16 protein-coding genes are annotated in these 14,259 nt (G+C 71.3%); 7 read left to right on the top strand and 9 right to left on the bottom strand.

Annotated features, from left to right (window positions below; translation table 11 throughout):
• Positions 1–164 precede the first annotated feature (164 nt).
• The 3 genes from ABT085_RS04525 to ABT085_RS04515 form a co-directional block, all read right to left on the bottom strand.
• Entirely contained in the window at positions 165–971 is an 807-nt protein-coding gene (locus tag ABT085_RS04525; RefSeq protein WP_351601957.1) for an SDR family NAD(P)-dependent oxidoreductase, read from the bottom strand.
• Between the two features lie 207 nt (positions 972–1,178).
• A complete protein-coding gene (gene metF, locus ABT085_RS04520) occupies positions 1,179–2,078 on the bottom strand; it encodes a methylenetetrahydrofolate reductase [NAD(P)H] (protein ID WP_351601954.1) in 900 nt (299 codons plus the stop codon).
• 46 nt (positions 2,079–2,124) lie between these two features.
• On the bottom strand, positions 2,125–3,108 hold the full coding sequence (locus ABT085_RS04515) for a carbohydrate kinase family protein (protein WP_351601951.1): 984 nt from the start codon (positions 3,106–3,108) through the stop codon (positions 2,125–2,127).
• Between the two features lie 662 nt (positions 3,109–3,770).
• On the opposite strand from ABT085_RS04515, the gene ABT085_RS04510 reads away from it, so the two are divergent.
• From ABT085_RS04510 to ABT085_RS04500, 3 genes are all read left to right on the top strand, one after another.
• Positions 3,771–4,361 (top strand): hypothetical protein, encoded by a 591-nt coding sequence (locus tag ABT085_RS04510; protein ID WP_351601948.1) that lies wholly within the window; start codon positions 3,771–3,773, stop codon positions 4,359–4,361.
• A gap of 162 nt (positions 4,362–4,523) precedes the next feature.
• Positions 4,524–5,315, top strand: coding sequence for a hypothetical protein (locus tag ABT085_RS04505; RefSeq protein ID WP_351601945.1), 792 nt, complete (start codon positions 4,524–4,526; stop codon positions 5,313–5,315).
• Complete coding sequence (locus tag ABT085_RS04500; RefSeq protein WP_351601942.1) at positions 5,308–5,694, top strand: GntR family transcriptional regulator; 387 nt, start codon at positions 5,308–5,310, stop codon at positions 5,692–5,694. Before ABT085_RS04505 ends, ABT085_RS04500 begins: the two co-directional genes overlap by 8 nt.
• Positions 5,695–5,705: 11 nt before the next feature.
• On the opposite strand, the gene ABT085_RS04495 is transcribed toward ABT085_RS04500, so the two are convergent.
• Complete coding sequence (locus tag ABT085_RS04495; protein WP_351601939.1) at positions 5,706–6,503, bottom strand: DUF5937 family protein; 798 nt, start codon at positions 6,501–6,503, stop codon at positions 5,706–5,708.
• A gap of 377 nt (positions 6,504–6,880) precedes the next feature.
• Here ABT085_RS04495 and ABT085_RS04490 point away from each other — a divergent pair, with 377 nt between their 5' ends.
• Both ABT085_RS04490 and ABT085_RS04485 read left to right on the top strand, forming a co-directional pair.
• A complete protein-coding gene (locus tag ABT085_RS04490; RefSeq protein ID WP_351601936.1) occupies positions 6,881–7,297 on the top strand; it encodes a hypothetical protein in 417 nt (138 codons plus the stop codon).
• 260 nt (positions 7,298–7,557) lie between these two features.
• Complete coding sequence (locus ABT085_RS04485) at positions 7,558–9,036, top strand: FGGY-family carbohydrate kinase (protein ID WP_351601933.1); 1,479 nt, start codon at positions 7,558–7,560, stop codon at positions 9,034–9,036.
• A 74-nt stretch (positions 9,037–9,110) separates the two neighbouring features.
• Here ABT085_RS04485 and ABT085_RS04480 read toward each other — a convergent pair whose 3' ends face one another.
• Positions 9,111–9,320: a hypothetical protein gene (locus ABT085_RS04480; protein WP_351601930.1), complete on the bottom strand. Its 210-nt coding sequence runs from the start codon at positions 9,318–9,320 to the stop codon at positions 9,111–9,113.
• A gap of 278 nt (positions 9,321–9,598) precedes the next feature.
• On the opposite strand from ABT085_RS04480, the gene ABT085_RS04475 reads away from it, so the two are divergent.
• A complete protein-coding gene (locus tag ABT085_RS04475) occupies positions 9,599–10,132 on the top strand; it encodes a 2'-5' RNA ligase family protein (protein WP_351601927.1) in 534 nt (177 codons plus the stop codon).
• 18 nt (positions 10,133–10,150) lie between these two features.
• On the opposite strand, the gene ABT085_RS04470 is transcribed toward ABT085_RS04475, so the two are convergent.
• Positions 10,151–10,795 carry a GAP family protein gene (locus ABT085_RS04470; protein WP_351601924.1) on the bottom strand — a complete coding sequence of 215 codons (645 nt, stop codon included), beginning with the start codon at positions 10,793–10,795 and terminating at the stop codon, positions 10,151–10,153.
• 287 nt (positions 10,796–11,082) lie between these two features.
• Between ABT085_RS04470 and ABT085_RS04465 the strand changes: the two genes are divergently transcribed.
• The gene (locus ABT085_RS04465; RefSeq protein ID WP_351601921.1) at positions 11,083–11,589 is read left to right on the top strand and encodes a hypothetical protein; all 507 of its coding nucleotides are present in this window, start codon (positions 11,083–11,085) and stop codon (positions 11,587–11,589) included.
• A 106-nt stretch (positions 11,590–11,695) separates the two neighbouring features.
• Here the strand turns inward: ABT085_RS04465 and infA are convergent, their stop codons facing one another.
• From infA to ABT085_RS04450, 3 genes are all read right to left on the bottom strand, one after another.
• A complete protein-coding gene (infA, locus tag ABT085_RS04460) occupies positions 11,696–11,920 on the bottom strand; it encodes a translation initiation factor IF-1 (protein ID WP_351601918.1) in 225 nt (74 codons plus the stop codon).
• A complete protein-coding gene (locus ABT085_RS04455; protein WP_351601916.1) occupies positions 11,917–12,708 on the bottom strand; it encodes a GNAT family N-acetyltransferase in 792 nt (263 codons plus the stop codon). Before ABT085_RS04455 ends, infA begins: the two co-directional genes overlap by 4 nt.
• A gap of 232 nt (positions 12,709–12,940) precedes the next feature.
• Positions 12,941–14,227, bottom strand: a complete 1,287-nt coding sequence (locus tag ABT085_RS04450; protein ID WP_351601995.1) for a M48 family metallopeptidase — start codon at positions 14,225–14,227, stop codon at positions 12,941–12,943.
• Positions 14,228–14,259 lie beyond the last annotated feature (32 nt).

Genomic DNA, 14,259 nt, shown 5'->3' with positions numbered 1-14,259 from the left:
GAGTGTTGCAGCCGTCCGGGAGCGGTCATCGGCGGACGACCGGAGCGTCCGGTGCCGGGCTGCCCGCCCGATGACCGGCCAGGGAAATCCGCCGGTGACAGCGGCGGACCGGGCGGGCCCGTACGCGGGGGCCGCGGTTCACCGGCCCTCGCGCACGGTGGTGCTCAGAGCTCCTTGAGGAGCCCGCCGTCCACCACGAACTCGGCACCCGTGGTGCTGCCGGAGCGCGGCGACGCCAGCAGCACCACCGCGTCGGCCACCTCCTGCGGCTCGACGAAGCGGCCCGTGGCCAGGTTCAGCATCTCCGGGACGACGCTGTCGATGACACTGTCCCTGTCGGTGCCGGCCTGCGAGGCGATCATGTCGGCGACGCCACCCTCGTCCGTCCACCACGGCGTGCGCACCACACCGGGGGACACGGTGTTCACGCGGATGCCCCGGGGTGCGAACTCGCCGGAGAGCACCTTGGTGACGTTGCTCAGAGCGGCCTTCGCGGCACCGTAGTCGACGTTGATCGGCGAGGGCTGCCGGGCGTTGCCGGAGGAGATGTTCACGATCGCGCCGCCGCCGCGCTCCAGCAGGTGCGGGATGGCGGCACGGACGGCGCGCACGGCCGAGAACAGGTTGAACTCGAACATGGCACGCCACTCCTCGTCGGAGGCGTGCAGGAACGAGCCACGCGGCAGGGTCACCCCGGGCGGCGGGCCGCCGGCGTTGTTCACCAGGATGTCGAGCCCGCCGAACTGCTCCACGGCGCGGGCGACGACCTGCGCCGGCGCGTCCTCGTCCATGAAGTCGGCCGGGACGTGCACGAGGTTCGGGCCGGCCAGCGCATCCAGTTCCGGGGTGCTTTTGCGGGACGTGGCCACGACCTTGGCGCCCTCTTCGAGGAGGGTGCTGGCGACGGCCAGTCCGATGCCCTTGGAAGCGCCGGTCACGACGGCGACCCGGCCGGAAAGCTGCAGATCCATGAAGGTTCCTTCTCGATGGTCGGCCCCGCCGACAGGAGGGGGAGGAGGGGTGCGTTGTGCTCTCGTCGACGGAAACACCGCTGTGCCCGCAGGTGTTGCGGTGCGCCGCCCACCGCCCCCGCGAGGGGCAGCGGTGCCGGCGCATGACCTCCTCCGGGAGGTCGTCGGGGCCCTGCGGGTAGGCGGCGGCCCTCTGGGCCAGTGAATTCAGCTGATCCGTAAGCTCCTTGTGACCTGCCCCGCGAGCACGTCGCGATGGATGTCGAGGGCCGCGGTCGACTGGTTGAGCGTGATGTAGTGCAGGCCGGGTGCGCCCTCGGCGAGCAGGCGCGCGGCCATGGCGGTGGCGTGCTCCACGCCGATCCGGTGGCCCTCTTCGGCGTCGTCGCGGGCGCCGTCGAGGCGATGGGCGAGGTCCTCGGGGAAGGCCGCGTGGGACAGTTCGGCGAAGCGGCGGATCTGACGGACGTCGGTGGCCGGCATGATCTCCGGGATGATCGGGACGTCGCAGCCGGCCGCGGCCACCCGGTCGCGCAACCGCAGATAGTCCTCGACGCGGAAGAACATCTGGGTGACGGCGTAGTCGGCTCCCGCCCGGCACTTTGCGACGAAGTGCCGGATGTCGCTGTCCCAGTCCGGCGAGCGCGGATGCATCTCGGGGAAGGCCGCCACACCGATGGTGAAGTCCCCCAGCGAGCGGACCAGTTCGACCAGTTCCCGGGCGTGGGTGAAACCCGCCGGGTGCGGCGTCCAGGGGCCGTTCGGATCGCCGGGCGGATCACCGCGCAGCACCAGGACGTCCCTGATCCCGGCGTCGGCGTACTGGCCGATGATGTGCCGCAGTTCGGCCACCGAATGCCCGACGGCCGTCAGGTGGGCGACGGGCCGCAGGGTGGTCTCGGCCGCGATGCGCCGGGTGACCTCGACGGTCCGTTCGCGCGACGAGCCCCCGGCGCCGTAGGTCACGGACACGAAGGTGGGGGAGAGGGACTCGACCCGGCGGACGGCGTTCCACAGGGTGCGCTCGCCCAGGCCGGTCTTCGGAGGGAAGAACTCGAAGGAGAACGAGGGGACGCCGCTCGCCGGCGCCTCGGGCACGGAACTCATGAACGCCCTCCCGCGGTGTGGGCGGCCGGCTTCTTCCGCGGCCCGCTCATGACAGCTTCGCCAGACGCGGCTCCATGTCACGGGCCGCGTCGTGCCCGTACGCGCGCTCGACACGGTCGATCAGATCCGCCGCGAGCACCTTGTACTCCTGGGTGCCGACGGTCTCCAGCACGACCGACGCCAGCGCACAGCCGAGCCGCGCCGCCCGCTCCTCGGGCCACTCCCAGCTCAGGCCGGCGAGGAATCCGGAACGGAACGCGTCCCCCGCCCCCGTCGGCTCGGCGATCTCCGCGACGGGGACGGCGGGCACTTCCCGCAGGAGCTGACCGCACCGCGCCAGGCGGACGCCGTCCGCGCCCCGGGTGGTGACCCACGTACCGACACGTTGCAGGATGTCCCGCTCGCTCCATCCGGTGCGCTCCTGCAACAGGGCGGACTCGTACCCGTTGGTGAACAGCAGCTGCGCGTGGTCCACGAGCTGCCGGGCCTGGGCGCCGGTCAGCCGGGCGAGCTGCTGCGAGGGATCGGCGGCCAGAGGGATGCCGGTACGCCGGGCGGCCTCGGTGTGCCGCAGCATCGCCTCCGGGGCGTCGGCGCCGACGAGCACCAGGTCGAGACCGTCGCAGTCGACGGCCACCGCGGCGAGGTCGATCTTGGCGGCGTCGGCCATGGCACCGGCGTAGAAGGTGGCGATCTGGTTCTGCGCCTCGTCGGTCGTGCACACGAACCGGGCGGTGTGCAGTGTCTCGCTGATCCTGACCGAGTCCGTGTCCACCCCGGCGGCACGCAGCCAGGCCCCGTACTCCTCGAAGTCGACGCCCGCGGCTCCGACCAGACGCGGAGTCAGTCCCAGCCGGGCCAGCCCGAAGGCGATATTGGCGGCGACACCGCCTCGCCGTACGTCGAGGCGGTCGGCGAGGAAGGACAGGGACACCTGCTCCAGCCGGTCGGCGATCAGTTGGTCGGTGAACCGACCGGGGAAGGACATCAGATGGTCGGTGGCTATCGAGCCGGTCACGGCGATTCGCACGACGGTCTCTCTCCTTGAACCCGGGGTCGAGGGGTGCGGCCCGGTGCGCTGCGGCCGCGCCGTACGGGGCGCCGGGGCCGGGCCCCGCGCGCTCGGGACCGCGCGGCTCGGGACTGTCCGGCACGCAGTCTGCCGGGCGCCGCTGAAGCGCCGGTCGAAATTCCCCGGAGCCGTCCGCGAGGTCGACGTCCGGATACCGCCTGCACGGCCGCCCGAGAAGATGCACAGTGCATGAGTGGACGGAGGACGGGTCGATGACACGGCAGCGTCCGCGCTCTCCGCGTACACGCCCCGGCCCGCCGCCCGGCCGCACACCGAACGCGAACTCGCGCGGTTGTGTTCGGCTTCGCGGCCGCGGGCGATTCGCGCCTGGTGACCGCCGCGGGTCCGGGGGTGCTGGACGGGGTGCGGGGGGCGACGGCGGACGGCAGGGTGTGGACGGTCCGCCGGGACTGGGTGGTGGAGTCCGGCGGCGGGCGAGCGACGCCGGGCCCGGTCGTGCGCGGAGTGTCGGGCCGTGCAGGATATGCGTGTGGCCTGCGCGAACTCCACAGCGGGTCACGGTGGTGCGCAAGCCGTGAGCCGTCGCGGACAGTGTTGTCGCGGGATGGTGAGGGGCCCGGCGCGACCTCGAGGAGCGACCCGACCGACAAGGACGACAGGTGCGTGCACGGGAACCCATGGCCGTCGTGGTCCTCGCCTGCCACCAGGACGCGGCGGCCGACCGGCTCACGGTCGTGGCGGTGGCCGCGGACGAGGTCGAAGCGGCGGAGCGACGGGCCCGGGCGGCGCTGGCGGGACGCGCCGTACCGGACGACTGGTCCGCGCTGCCTTCCGCGGCCCGCAGGCGAGTGGTGCGCGCCTGCCGCGTGATCCCGGCGATCGGAATGCACGGGATCGTCGACGACGAACGTCCTCGCGAACTCCGAGGCGACTTCCTGGGCAGAGCGTTGCGTGACGCCGTGGAGCAGTTCCTGGAACCCGGACTGGGTGATGCCCGGCGCCAGGTGATCCTCGGACCGGGCGGTGCAGTCCTCAGGGAAGCGGTCGTCCGGGACCCGTGGTTCACGTCCGGGCTGTCGCACACCGCCGACTCCTCCGGCTTCGAGGGCCTGCGCGCCCTGACGGAATGGACCGCCGCCTGCTGGTCGGCGCCGGACGTGCACGACCAGCCGGAGGACGAGGACCTGCTGGAGATCTACGACAGGTACTCCATAGGGGGCCTCCCCTCAGGGGGCCTCCCCTTCCTGTGAAGGCCGCCGCTCTTCGTAACTGCCTTAGGCAGACGTGAAGTTGGTGCACACGCTGCTGCGATGAGCAGCGAGACCTCATCTTGTACTGCGTGTTTGACACAAGATTCCGACTCCGGCATCTTGTACTCGCCGCTTGGTACAAGATGATCTGAGGGGATCCCCATGCTCGATGCCGCCCCGCTCCAGCGCCGCATACTCGATCACGCGGACCACTACGCCCGCTGGTCCGGCCTGGCCATCGGCATCGTCGTCGCACAGGCGCTGTCCACGCTGGTGCACATCGAGTTCGAGCAACGCGTCGTGTTCTGCATCACGGCCTTCGGTCTGTGCGCGGTGGCGGGCGTCCTTCTTGCCGACGCGCTGACCCTGGTCCCCCAGGACGCGGTGCGCACCGCGAGTCTGGCCCCACGCCTGGTCAGAGACCATGTGCCACCGCGCATGGGCCCCCTGATCGCACTTCAGGGGGTCTCCCTCACCGTGCTGCTGGCGATCGCGGCCGCCACGGCCTCCATCGACCCCGACCGCATCTTCAGCACGGGGAAGGTCGTCACCGTCACCTGCAACGGGATGCAGGTGCCCCTGGGTCCCTGGCCCGGCCTGTACTACAGCCTTCCGATGTTCGGCGCCCTCGCCGTCGCCACTCCCACCTGTGTGTGGGCCCTGCGCCGCATCGCCCACGGACCGGGCGGGGAGGAGCAGCGTCGCGACCGCGCGTGGGCGGTGACCGGGGCCTGGGGCCTGCTGGTGTCTAGCCAGCAGCTGTACGCCGTACTGATGGTCTCCGTCTCGCTGACGGACACGGGCTGCGCCGGGGCCATGGGCGCGCTCACCTTCTGGGTGTTCTACCCTCTGGCCCTGCTGAACCTGTTCACCGTTGGCTGGTCCCTTGCCACCCTGGTGGTCCCCCGGTCCGTCAACGACGATGCGGCGGGGGAGTGGCCCGACCATGAATGAGCCCGCCATCCGCGTCGACACCACCAGCCAGGTACCGCCGTACGCGCAGATCCGCGCCCAGCTCGGCGCGCTGATCGTCACCGGACGGCTGGCCGAGGGCGACCGGCTGCCGACCGTGCGCCAGCTGGCCATGGACCTCGGCCTCGCACCGGGCACCGTGGCCCGCGCCTACCGCGAGCTGGAGGCCGCCGAGCTGATCCGGACCCGTCGCGGCGCCGGTTCCCGGGTCGCGGCGCCCCCGGCCGGCCCGGACCGCTCCTACACCTCTCAACTCGCCACCCTCGCACGCGACTTCACCTCCTCCGCCCGCGCACTGGGCGCCGACACCGAGGCCATCCTGGCCGCGGTCCGCGAAGCTCTCGGTCCGGACCGCTCCTGATCCGCCGAGGTTCACCGGCACTCGCCGACGGCGTCGCCGCCCAGAAGGGCCGCTCCCAGTGTGGTGAGGGTGTGCAGGGCGCTGTTGGCGCGCCGGTGGGTGGTGATGAGGCCGGAGTCCCGCAGGGCCGTGGTGTGGTGGGTGGCGGTTCCGGTGGAGACCCCGGCCCGGCGGGCCGCCTCACTGGTGGTCACCCCGGTGGCGGCGGCCCGCAGGATGACCGCGCGGGTACGGCCGAGGAGGGCGTGCAGGGCGGCCTCGTCCTGGGTCGAGGCGGCCGTCAGCAGATGGTGGACGGGGTAGACGAGAACCGGGGGAAGCCGGGGGTCCGCCAAGGCTACGGGAGCCTTCCAGCAGAAGTAGGACGGGATGAGCAGCAGTCCGCGGCCGCCCAGATGCACCTCGTTCTCGGCGGGGTAGTCGGGGACCTCCAGTACCGGGTGCCGCCAGCGGATCGCCGGCGAGAGGTCGGCGAGCAGTCCGGCGGTGCCCTCGGCCAGCATGCTCCGGGCGTGACGGGCGCGCTCCGCCTGGAAGGTCTCCTGGATGTCCTCCTCATGGGGAGCGATGACGGCCCGGTGATACGCGCGCAGCAGATCCACCAGGTCCTCGCGCAGCGGCTTCTCGGCGACGCGTGACGTCCAGGACGGCACCCGGCTCGCCCGGGCCGCCATGGCCATCTCGTCGTTCACCTGCTCGTCGGGCGTCGCGAGTATGGCCTCCAGCGCGGGCTCCAGACCGTCGACGCCTTCGAACGGCGTGAGAAAGTCGGCGAAATAGCGGGCGCGCGGGAAGAGCGGCAGCAACATCGTTTTCACCGGAAGTGCGAGACCCGCTTCCTGAAGGTTCCCGCACGCACGGTCGTACCAATTCGCATAGTTCCATCTGCCGCTACGGGTCTGGAATCTGTGCAGGCTGGCGGCGATCTCCCACAACGGATGAGGCGAGGCCGCCACCCGCGTGCGCGCCAAGTCCTCGGCAGTGAAATGGAAGCGAAGCATCCGCTGTCTCCCCCTAGATGCACCTGCGAATCTTCACTGGAATCGAATGAGCATGACAGTCCGTGTCGGGCGTTGGGAACATGCCTTCAAGCCAGCCACAAAGACAGCATCGAGACGGGTTCTGTAAAGAGCGGAATTCCGTGACCGAAAATCAGACCCGGTACTTCAAAACGAAAGGACATATCATGGCTCGTATACGGGTGAGAGGGCTCCGTACGCGTCGGCTGGGCATCCTGGCCACGAGCGCGCTGTTCCTCTCCTTCCTGGTGCCGGCCACCGCGTCGGCCGCCACCACCGGGGCCGACCAGGCGGCGGTCACCTGTTACGGCGGGTCGGTGGCGATCAGCCTGCCGCCCAACGGCTACAGCGGTACGTACACGACGAGTTCACGCTGCAACGACATCAACCTGCGCATCGACTCCGGCGGCAGCCAGTGGGTCGCCGTGTGCTGGGCCGCGCACGGCTACTGCCAGGACCACTGGACCCTGGTCACGCAGGGCGCCGGTTACCAGGTGGTGGCCACCGACGTGCTGGACGGCACCACCTTCTACTTCGTGACCACGAACGGCGGCGGCACCCGCGGCGGGCGTACGGCCTACTAGGCCCCCGCACCAGGGTCACGGCCGGGAAGCCGTCGGCCCGCGCCGGACGGGAACCCCGTGCGACGCACCGCGCCGGACGCGGTGCGTCGCACGCGTGTCTGCCGTCGGCCGGAGCCGCAGTGGAGCACCTGTCGGTTCACCACGTACGACGCATACCCGATCGGATTCGTCCCGCGCTCGGAGCGCCCGCCGGCCGACGCCCGCATCCTGTCCTCACAGGATTCCTCCCGCGGCCTCGACGACGGAACGGACACCTCGCCATGAGCGAACTCGTGCTGGGCATCGACATCGGTACGGCCGGCACCAAGGGCGTACTCACCACCCTGGACGGATCGGTGACGGCGACAGCCGTGCGCCCGCACTCCATGTCGCTGCCCAGACCGTCCTGGGCGGAAGTGGACGCCACCACCGTCTGGTGGGACGACTTCACCGCGGTGGCCCGTGAACTGACGGCCCGGACGGGCGCGCACACCCTCGCCGGACTCTGCGTCAGCGGCGTCGGCCCCTGCCTGCTGCTCTGCGACAGCGACGGGGAGCCCGTGCGACCGGCCATCCTCTACGGCATCGACGGCCGGGCCGAGCGGGAGATCCGCGACCTCACCGTGCGGCTCGGCGCCGACACCGTCCTCGAACGCTGCGGCAAGGAACTCAGCACCCAGGCCGTCGGCCCGAAGATGCTGTGGATGCAGCGCAACGAGCCACAGGAGTGGGCGCGCGCGACGAGATGGTACAACTCCCACTCGTACGTGGCCGCCAAGCTCACCGGGGCCTACGTGCTCGACCACCACACGGCCAGCCAGTGCGACCCCCTGTACGACATCCACGCCGGAAGCTGGGCGCAGGACTGGCTGCCGGACATCGCAGGCCACCTGGAGACCCCCCGGCTCGTCCACCCCCACGAGGTGGTGGGAACGGTGACACCCGAGGCCTGCGAGGCCACCGGGATCCCCGTCGGCACACCCGTCTGCGCCGGCACCGTCGACGCCTGGGCCGAGGCCCATTCCGCAGGCGTACGGCACCCGGGCGACCTCATGCTCATGTACGGCTCCACCCTGTTCATCGTGCAGATCCTGGACACCTACCGGACGCACCCGGGACTGTGGACCACGGCCGGAGTGGAGCCGGGCCGACGCACCATCTCCGCAGGCATGTCGACCTCGGGTTCCCTGACCCAGTGGCTTCAGGAGGTCACCGGGGGAGCGTCCTTCGACACCCTGGTCGCCGAGGCCGAAGCCGTGCCGCCCGGTTCGGACGGCCTGCTGATGCTCCCGTACTTCGCCGGCGAGCGGACCCCGGTCTTCGACCCGCGGGCCAGAGGCGTGGTGGCGGGCCTGACGCTGCGGCACACGCGCGGCCACCTCTTCCGCGCCGCCTACGAGGGCATCGCGTTCGGGGCCCGCCAGATCCTCGGCCTCCTGGAGGACCCCGACGACCCGGTCCGGCGCATCGTCGCCGTCGGGGGCGGCACGAAGGGCGGACTGTGGACGCAGATCGTCAGTGACGTCACCGGCCGTGAGCAGCAGGTACCGGCGCAGACCATCGGAGCCTGCTACGGCGACGCCCTCCTCTGCGCGGTCGGGCTCGGACTCGTACCGCCGGACACGGACTGGGCGGTCACCGCGACGACCGTGCGGCCCCGGGCGCACACACGTGACACGTACGACCGCCTTTACGCGTCGTACACCGCGCTCTACCCGGCCACGACGGACATCGTGCACGATCTCGCCGACATGCAGTGAAACGCGCCCGTGCGGGCCGTGCACGGCAGGCCGGTCGGTGAACCGTTCTCATGGGTGAAGGCCGCGGGGCGCCGTCACCTTCCGCCGTCCTGCCGACGCACGGGACCGGGGCTGTCATGAGGATGCGGCCCGGCGGCCTCCACGCCCTGCTCGTCCTCCGTGTCCTCCGTGTCCTCCCCCTCAGCCTGGGAGGGGGTCGTTCGGGGGATCTCTGGACGGCTTGCTTCCGGTTCGTCGTCGCGTTCGCCCTCTGCCTGGGACGGGGTCGGGAACTGATCGCTCATGTTCGGCCTCACTGACCGGTGTGTCGGGTCCGTGTCGTGATGTTCGCCGGAGGGTTGCGACGGCCGCCTGCTGGAAAGCCGCTCGTACGCATGCTCGCCCGTACGCGTGCTGGGACGGCCCGGCGTCGTGCGAACCGCCGTGCTTGTCCGGCTTGGGTCCCGATGGCCCGTAGGTTCTCACCCCACCTTCCCACTGTAGTCCGTCGGCGGCTCGGCAGGCCGGCAGGTGCCGACGGCGGGTGGCGGAAGCCGCAGGCCGGCGCAGGTAGGCTGCGCCGGTGCGCACGGTCGAGGTCCTGTTGGACGAGTCGGCGGACTTCGCGGTCCGGGAAGCCTGGCGACGGCTCGCGGACGCGGGGCTGCCCAGTCAGGCGCGCCTGCGCTCACCGACCAACAGTCCGCACCTGACCCTGGCCGGCTGCCCGGAGCTGACCGCCCCGATCCGCTGGGAGCTTGCCGAGGTGGCCGCCGCCCTGCCGTTGCCGGTGCGGTTCACCGGCCTGGTCCGCTTCGAACGGCCGACCTCGGTGCTGGCCTGGGCCCTCCAACCCGACTCCGCTCTGGTCGACTTGCAGCGCAGGGCGTGGGACGCGGTGAGCTCGGACAGCCCGCCCGAGACCCTCAACCCCTTGCACGATCCCGCGCGTTGGAGCCCGCACGTCACCCTCGGCCGTTCCCGGCGGGCCGGAGCCTTCGCCGACCGGCGGATCCCCGAACTGCTGCCGATGCCGCCGTTGTCGGTACGGCTCACCACGCTGCGCAGCTACGACACCGAGACCGGCGCCCTGGAAGTGCTGGCGCCCCGCCCGTGAGGAACCGGGGGCGGGTGGTCAGGTGGCGAGTGTGTAGCTGCTGCTGCCGGTGAGCCACAGGCCGGCCAGGAGCGAGAGAGCGACGATCAGTTGCTCCTGGTGTGTCTCGAGCCAGGTCCGCAGGGCGCGCAGACGGCTCCGGGCGGCCTCGGGTGCCAGGACGGTGCAGAGCAGCATGATCAGGAGGCTGAGGGTGGCGAGGAGGCAGTAGCCGGTGAGGGTGAGCCAGTCGGTGAGGGTGGAGAGGTCCGCGTCGACGACGGTGGCGGCGCCCGCGGCGACCAGGGCCCAGGGCTGGAGGAGCCAGGCGAGTGCGGCGGCGGTGCCGAGGGAGGCGTTGTCGATGCGGGCCGTCCAGTGCGGCGGCCGGTAGGGGCGGGGGAGCTGCCGGTAGCGATGGCCGCCGAAGACGATCAGACCGACACCGATGGCGAGCTTGGCGGCGACCGCGGCGGTCGAGGGCGTGCTGTGGTGGACGAGCGGTTTGCCACCGGTCAGCACCATCACGCAGGCGACCACGGCGACGAGGTCGGCCAGCCAGGACAGCAGGAAGACAAGGCCCTTGCGGGCACCGCGGCGTGACGCGAGCAGCAGGATGAAGGCGCTGTTGTGCAGGGGCCCGAAGGTGATGGCCGTACCGATCACGACCAGGTCGACGGCCATCGGCACAGCTGCTCCCCAGGGTCAGGGACACCCGGCGTCTTCCGGACGGGCGTCTTGCGCGGGCGTGCCCGGCGGGCGGGGGTGCCGGCGGTCGGGGCGCCGCACCCAGACTCTGCGGCCCCCGACCGCACGGGTCAAGCAGGCCACGCCGACACCCCGAACGGGGCAGGCGCATGATCCGAGTCACCGAAGCCGGCCGTGTGCCTCCGGCGTGGGCCGGACGAAGACGAACGCGGCCCGCTGTCCCGGCGGTTGAGCCGGTGGTCGTTCTCGTGGACCCTTGCGGGGTGGACGATGACGGCGGACACCTGCTCGGAGAACTTCGGTCGCTGGATCCCGCGGTACGCGCGGACGTCGTGCGCCTGCTGGACCGTGTCGTACGGGACCTCCCCGCCCACTGGCGGCGCCGCACGGGGGTGCCGCAGCTCATGGTGTTCCTCGACGGGCCACAGGACGTACGGATGGAGAGGATCACCCTGCGGGAGTTGTCCGAGCACGGATATCTCGACGAGTTCAGCCGCTGGGCCGGCGGCGTCCCGGTGGCCAAGGCCCGCGAGCACGACTGTGCCGCCCTGGTCCACGGCAACCGAATTCACGCGAGGATCAACCGGATCGGACCCTTCGGATCGGGTTGGCACGTTCCCGACACCTCGGTCTTCGTCCGCATCGCGCACCGGGATCTGAAAATGATCCGGTCCTTGTCCTTCGAGTTCGACGTCGAGGGCCGGCTCCTGCCGCGGCTCGTCTTCCCCCGACGGATCCTCGACACCCTCGCCCGCGCCCGGCCGAGCTGACCTCCGGGGCGAGCACTCCGGCCGTACGGGCCGTCGCCAGGCCCCGGTCACCGAAACGCCGTGACCGGGGCCTGGGATCAGGTTCCGCGCGGGGTGCCGGCCGCTGCTAGCTCCGGTAGCGGAACACGATCCGGCCGCGTGTCAGGTCGTACGGCGGGAGTTCCACCAGGACCCGGTCCTCCAGCACGATCTTGATGTAGTTCTTGCGGATCTTTCCGCTGATGTGCGCGAGCACCTGGTGGCCGTTGTCGAGCTCCACGGTGAACATGGCGCTGCGCAGGCACTCGACGACCTTGCCCTCGACTTCGATGACGTTCTTGTGCTTCGTCATCGCACCAGCTCCAGGTTGCTGTTCAGCCGCCGGGCGCCGACGCCCTCGAACAGTGCTGTGGCCGCCCGGTTGGACTCCTGGACCTCGGTCCAGGCCGCGGCGGACCCGGAGTGGTGCAGTGTTTCCAGCGCGTGGGCCAGCAGTGCCCGCGCGATGCCGCGCCGTTGTTCGCCGGCGCACACCGCGAGCAGGCCGATACGCGGCCGTTTCGCCCTCACCACCCGGATCAGCCCCAGGTAGCGGTCCGGCGCCGCGGCCACCGCGTACTTCGACGGGTCGACGATGGTGTCGCCCTCGGGGTGGGAGATCACCTCCACGGGCATCGACTGCCACCCGACGCTCGCCTCGACCTCGTCACGGATCGCACGGTCCACCGCCCGCAGCAACGTCTCGTCCGTCCGGCCGGCGGGCACGATCGTCACACCCGCGGGCGGCAGGACTGTTCCGAGTCCGGTGACCTGTGGGTCGGTCGGTACGGCGTACTCCCACTCGCGGCGCCGGACCGTGAATCCGGCCCGCCGCCAGCCGGCCGTCAGCCCGGCGTCGGCTTCGTCGACCACCGTGTACAGCGGCGCGGGCAGTTGCGTCAGCATCGTCTCGGCGAGACGGTCGAAGGTGGCGTCGTGCCAGGCGTCGATGCTGACGAACAGGCGTCCGTCGGGCCGGTGCTGCGCATGTCCGCGGCCGACGACCAGATCGTCGTCCAGTGCGTGCCATTGCCGGTCTGCGACGCGCGTGATCACCACCGCGTTCTCGCCCGGACCGGAGGTGAACGGCTTTGTGTTCATCGGAGTCTCCTTCAGGAGTGCCTTGTTCTCAGGCGCTCCTGGCGACACCGGACGTCAGCCGCCGGACCGTGACGGGTTGAGGGAGCACCCACGGGTAACTGCGTTCACGGGGCTCACCTCCCTACGTCGACTTCACGGTCCGCCCCGAACGTAGCAGCGGGGCGCCGCCTCGCTCAAAGCCTTTTCCCCGAGCTCGTGCGGCGGCGACGACCCGGCCGACGTCGAGGCGGTCTCAGTCCTCGAAGCCGTCCCGCAGCAGGCAACGGGCCACCTCTGCGCGGGCCGTGGCGAGTTCCGCGGCGATCTGCCCGGTCCGGCGGTCCTGCGGCACCACCACGGCCGTCGAGGGCTCCCCGCCGAGGAGGCAGGCACGCCGCAGATGGGTCGGCGGGTGGGTGGCGTCGACCTGGTGGCCGCGCCGGGCTCCGGCCCGCCGCTGCCGTTCGTACTCGTGCTCAGGGACGGACGCCGCGAATGCGGTGAGCCGCCCCCACAGCTCGTCGGCCCGGGCCATGGCATCGCGGGTGGACCTCGGCCCGCCGAGGGCGGCACGGTTGGTCTCGCTGCGCAGCAGGACGCCGTACGACCCGGAGACGAGCAACCGGTCCATCAGGCCCACCGCCGCCTGCGTGGACGCGGTACGGGCGGCAAGCCTGTCGGCGAGGTACTCGGCCCGCATGCCGGCCCGGGAGGTCAGCCGGACGAGCAGCACCAGCATCCCCCAGACCAGCAGCCGTGGCACCAAGCAGAAGGCATCGACGGCCATCTCGATCGCGGTCGGGTGCTGATGCGGCCGGAGGGTGTTGTACCAGAGCGCCAGGGTCCGCGTCGCCGTACCGACCACCAGGCCGTTGCGCGTGTCGCCGTTGGCGTAGTGGGCCAGTTCGTGGCCGAGCAGTGCGATCCGCTCCTCGGGCGTGAGGACTTCCCACAGCGGCATGCCCAGCACCAGCAGTCGCCGGCCGCGCACATCGTACGTCGTGACACTGGCGTTGATGCTGCCGTCCACGGCGATCGCGTGCACGCTCCGGGTGCCGACGGCTTCCGCCACCTCGTCCACCAGGGCGAAGAGTTCAGGCGCGTCGGCCCGGAACAGCACCGGCCAGTCGTCGGGCAGCCGGCCAACCCTCGGGGCGAGCGCCCAGGCCATCAGCAGGGGCATCAATCCCGCCACCATGCCGATGCCACCCCAGCCCGCCACCACGCACCAGATGCCGCCGACAGCAAGCGCGAGGGTGACACCGTGCACGATCAGGGCGAGTGCGGTGGCCGACACCGCCGAGACGTCGCGCCGCGGGCGCGGTTCCTGCCCGCTCGACATCTCGGCGAGCAACTGCTCACCATGCCGTTGGGCCAGGGCCCGCTGGGCCCGCTCCAGGCGTCCGGGCTCCGGCCGCGGCTTTTCGGGATCCACGTTCCAGTCGCAGGCGGCGCACCAGACGGTGAACCGGTTGTCGCCGCGGATCTCCGCGCCGCATTCCGGGCACGACTGTGCTGTCTCCGTGGCACTTCCAGGCATCACGCTGTCCCCTCCCTCGCGGCCCTCCCCGA

Origin of the sequence: Streptomyces sp. NPDC002265 (assembly GCF_040296125.1) — a bacterium.
Classification (GTDB): domain Bacteria; phylum Actinomycetota; class Actinomycetes; order Streptomycetales; family Streptomycetaceae; genus Streptomyces.
Note: the sequence above shows the minus strand (reverse complement) of the source record. Positions and strands in the feature narration are given on the sequence as shown.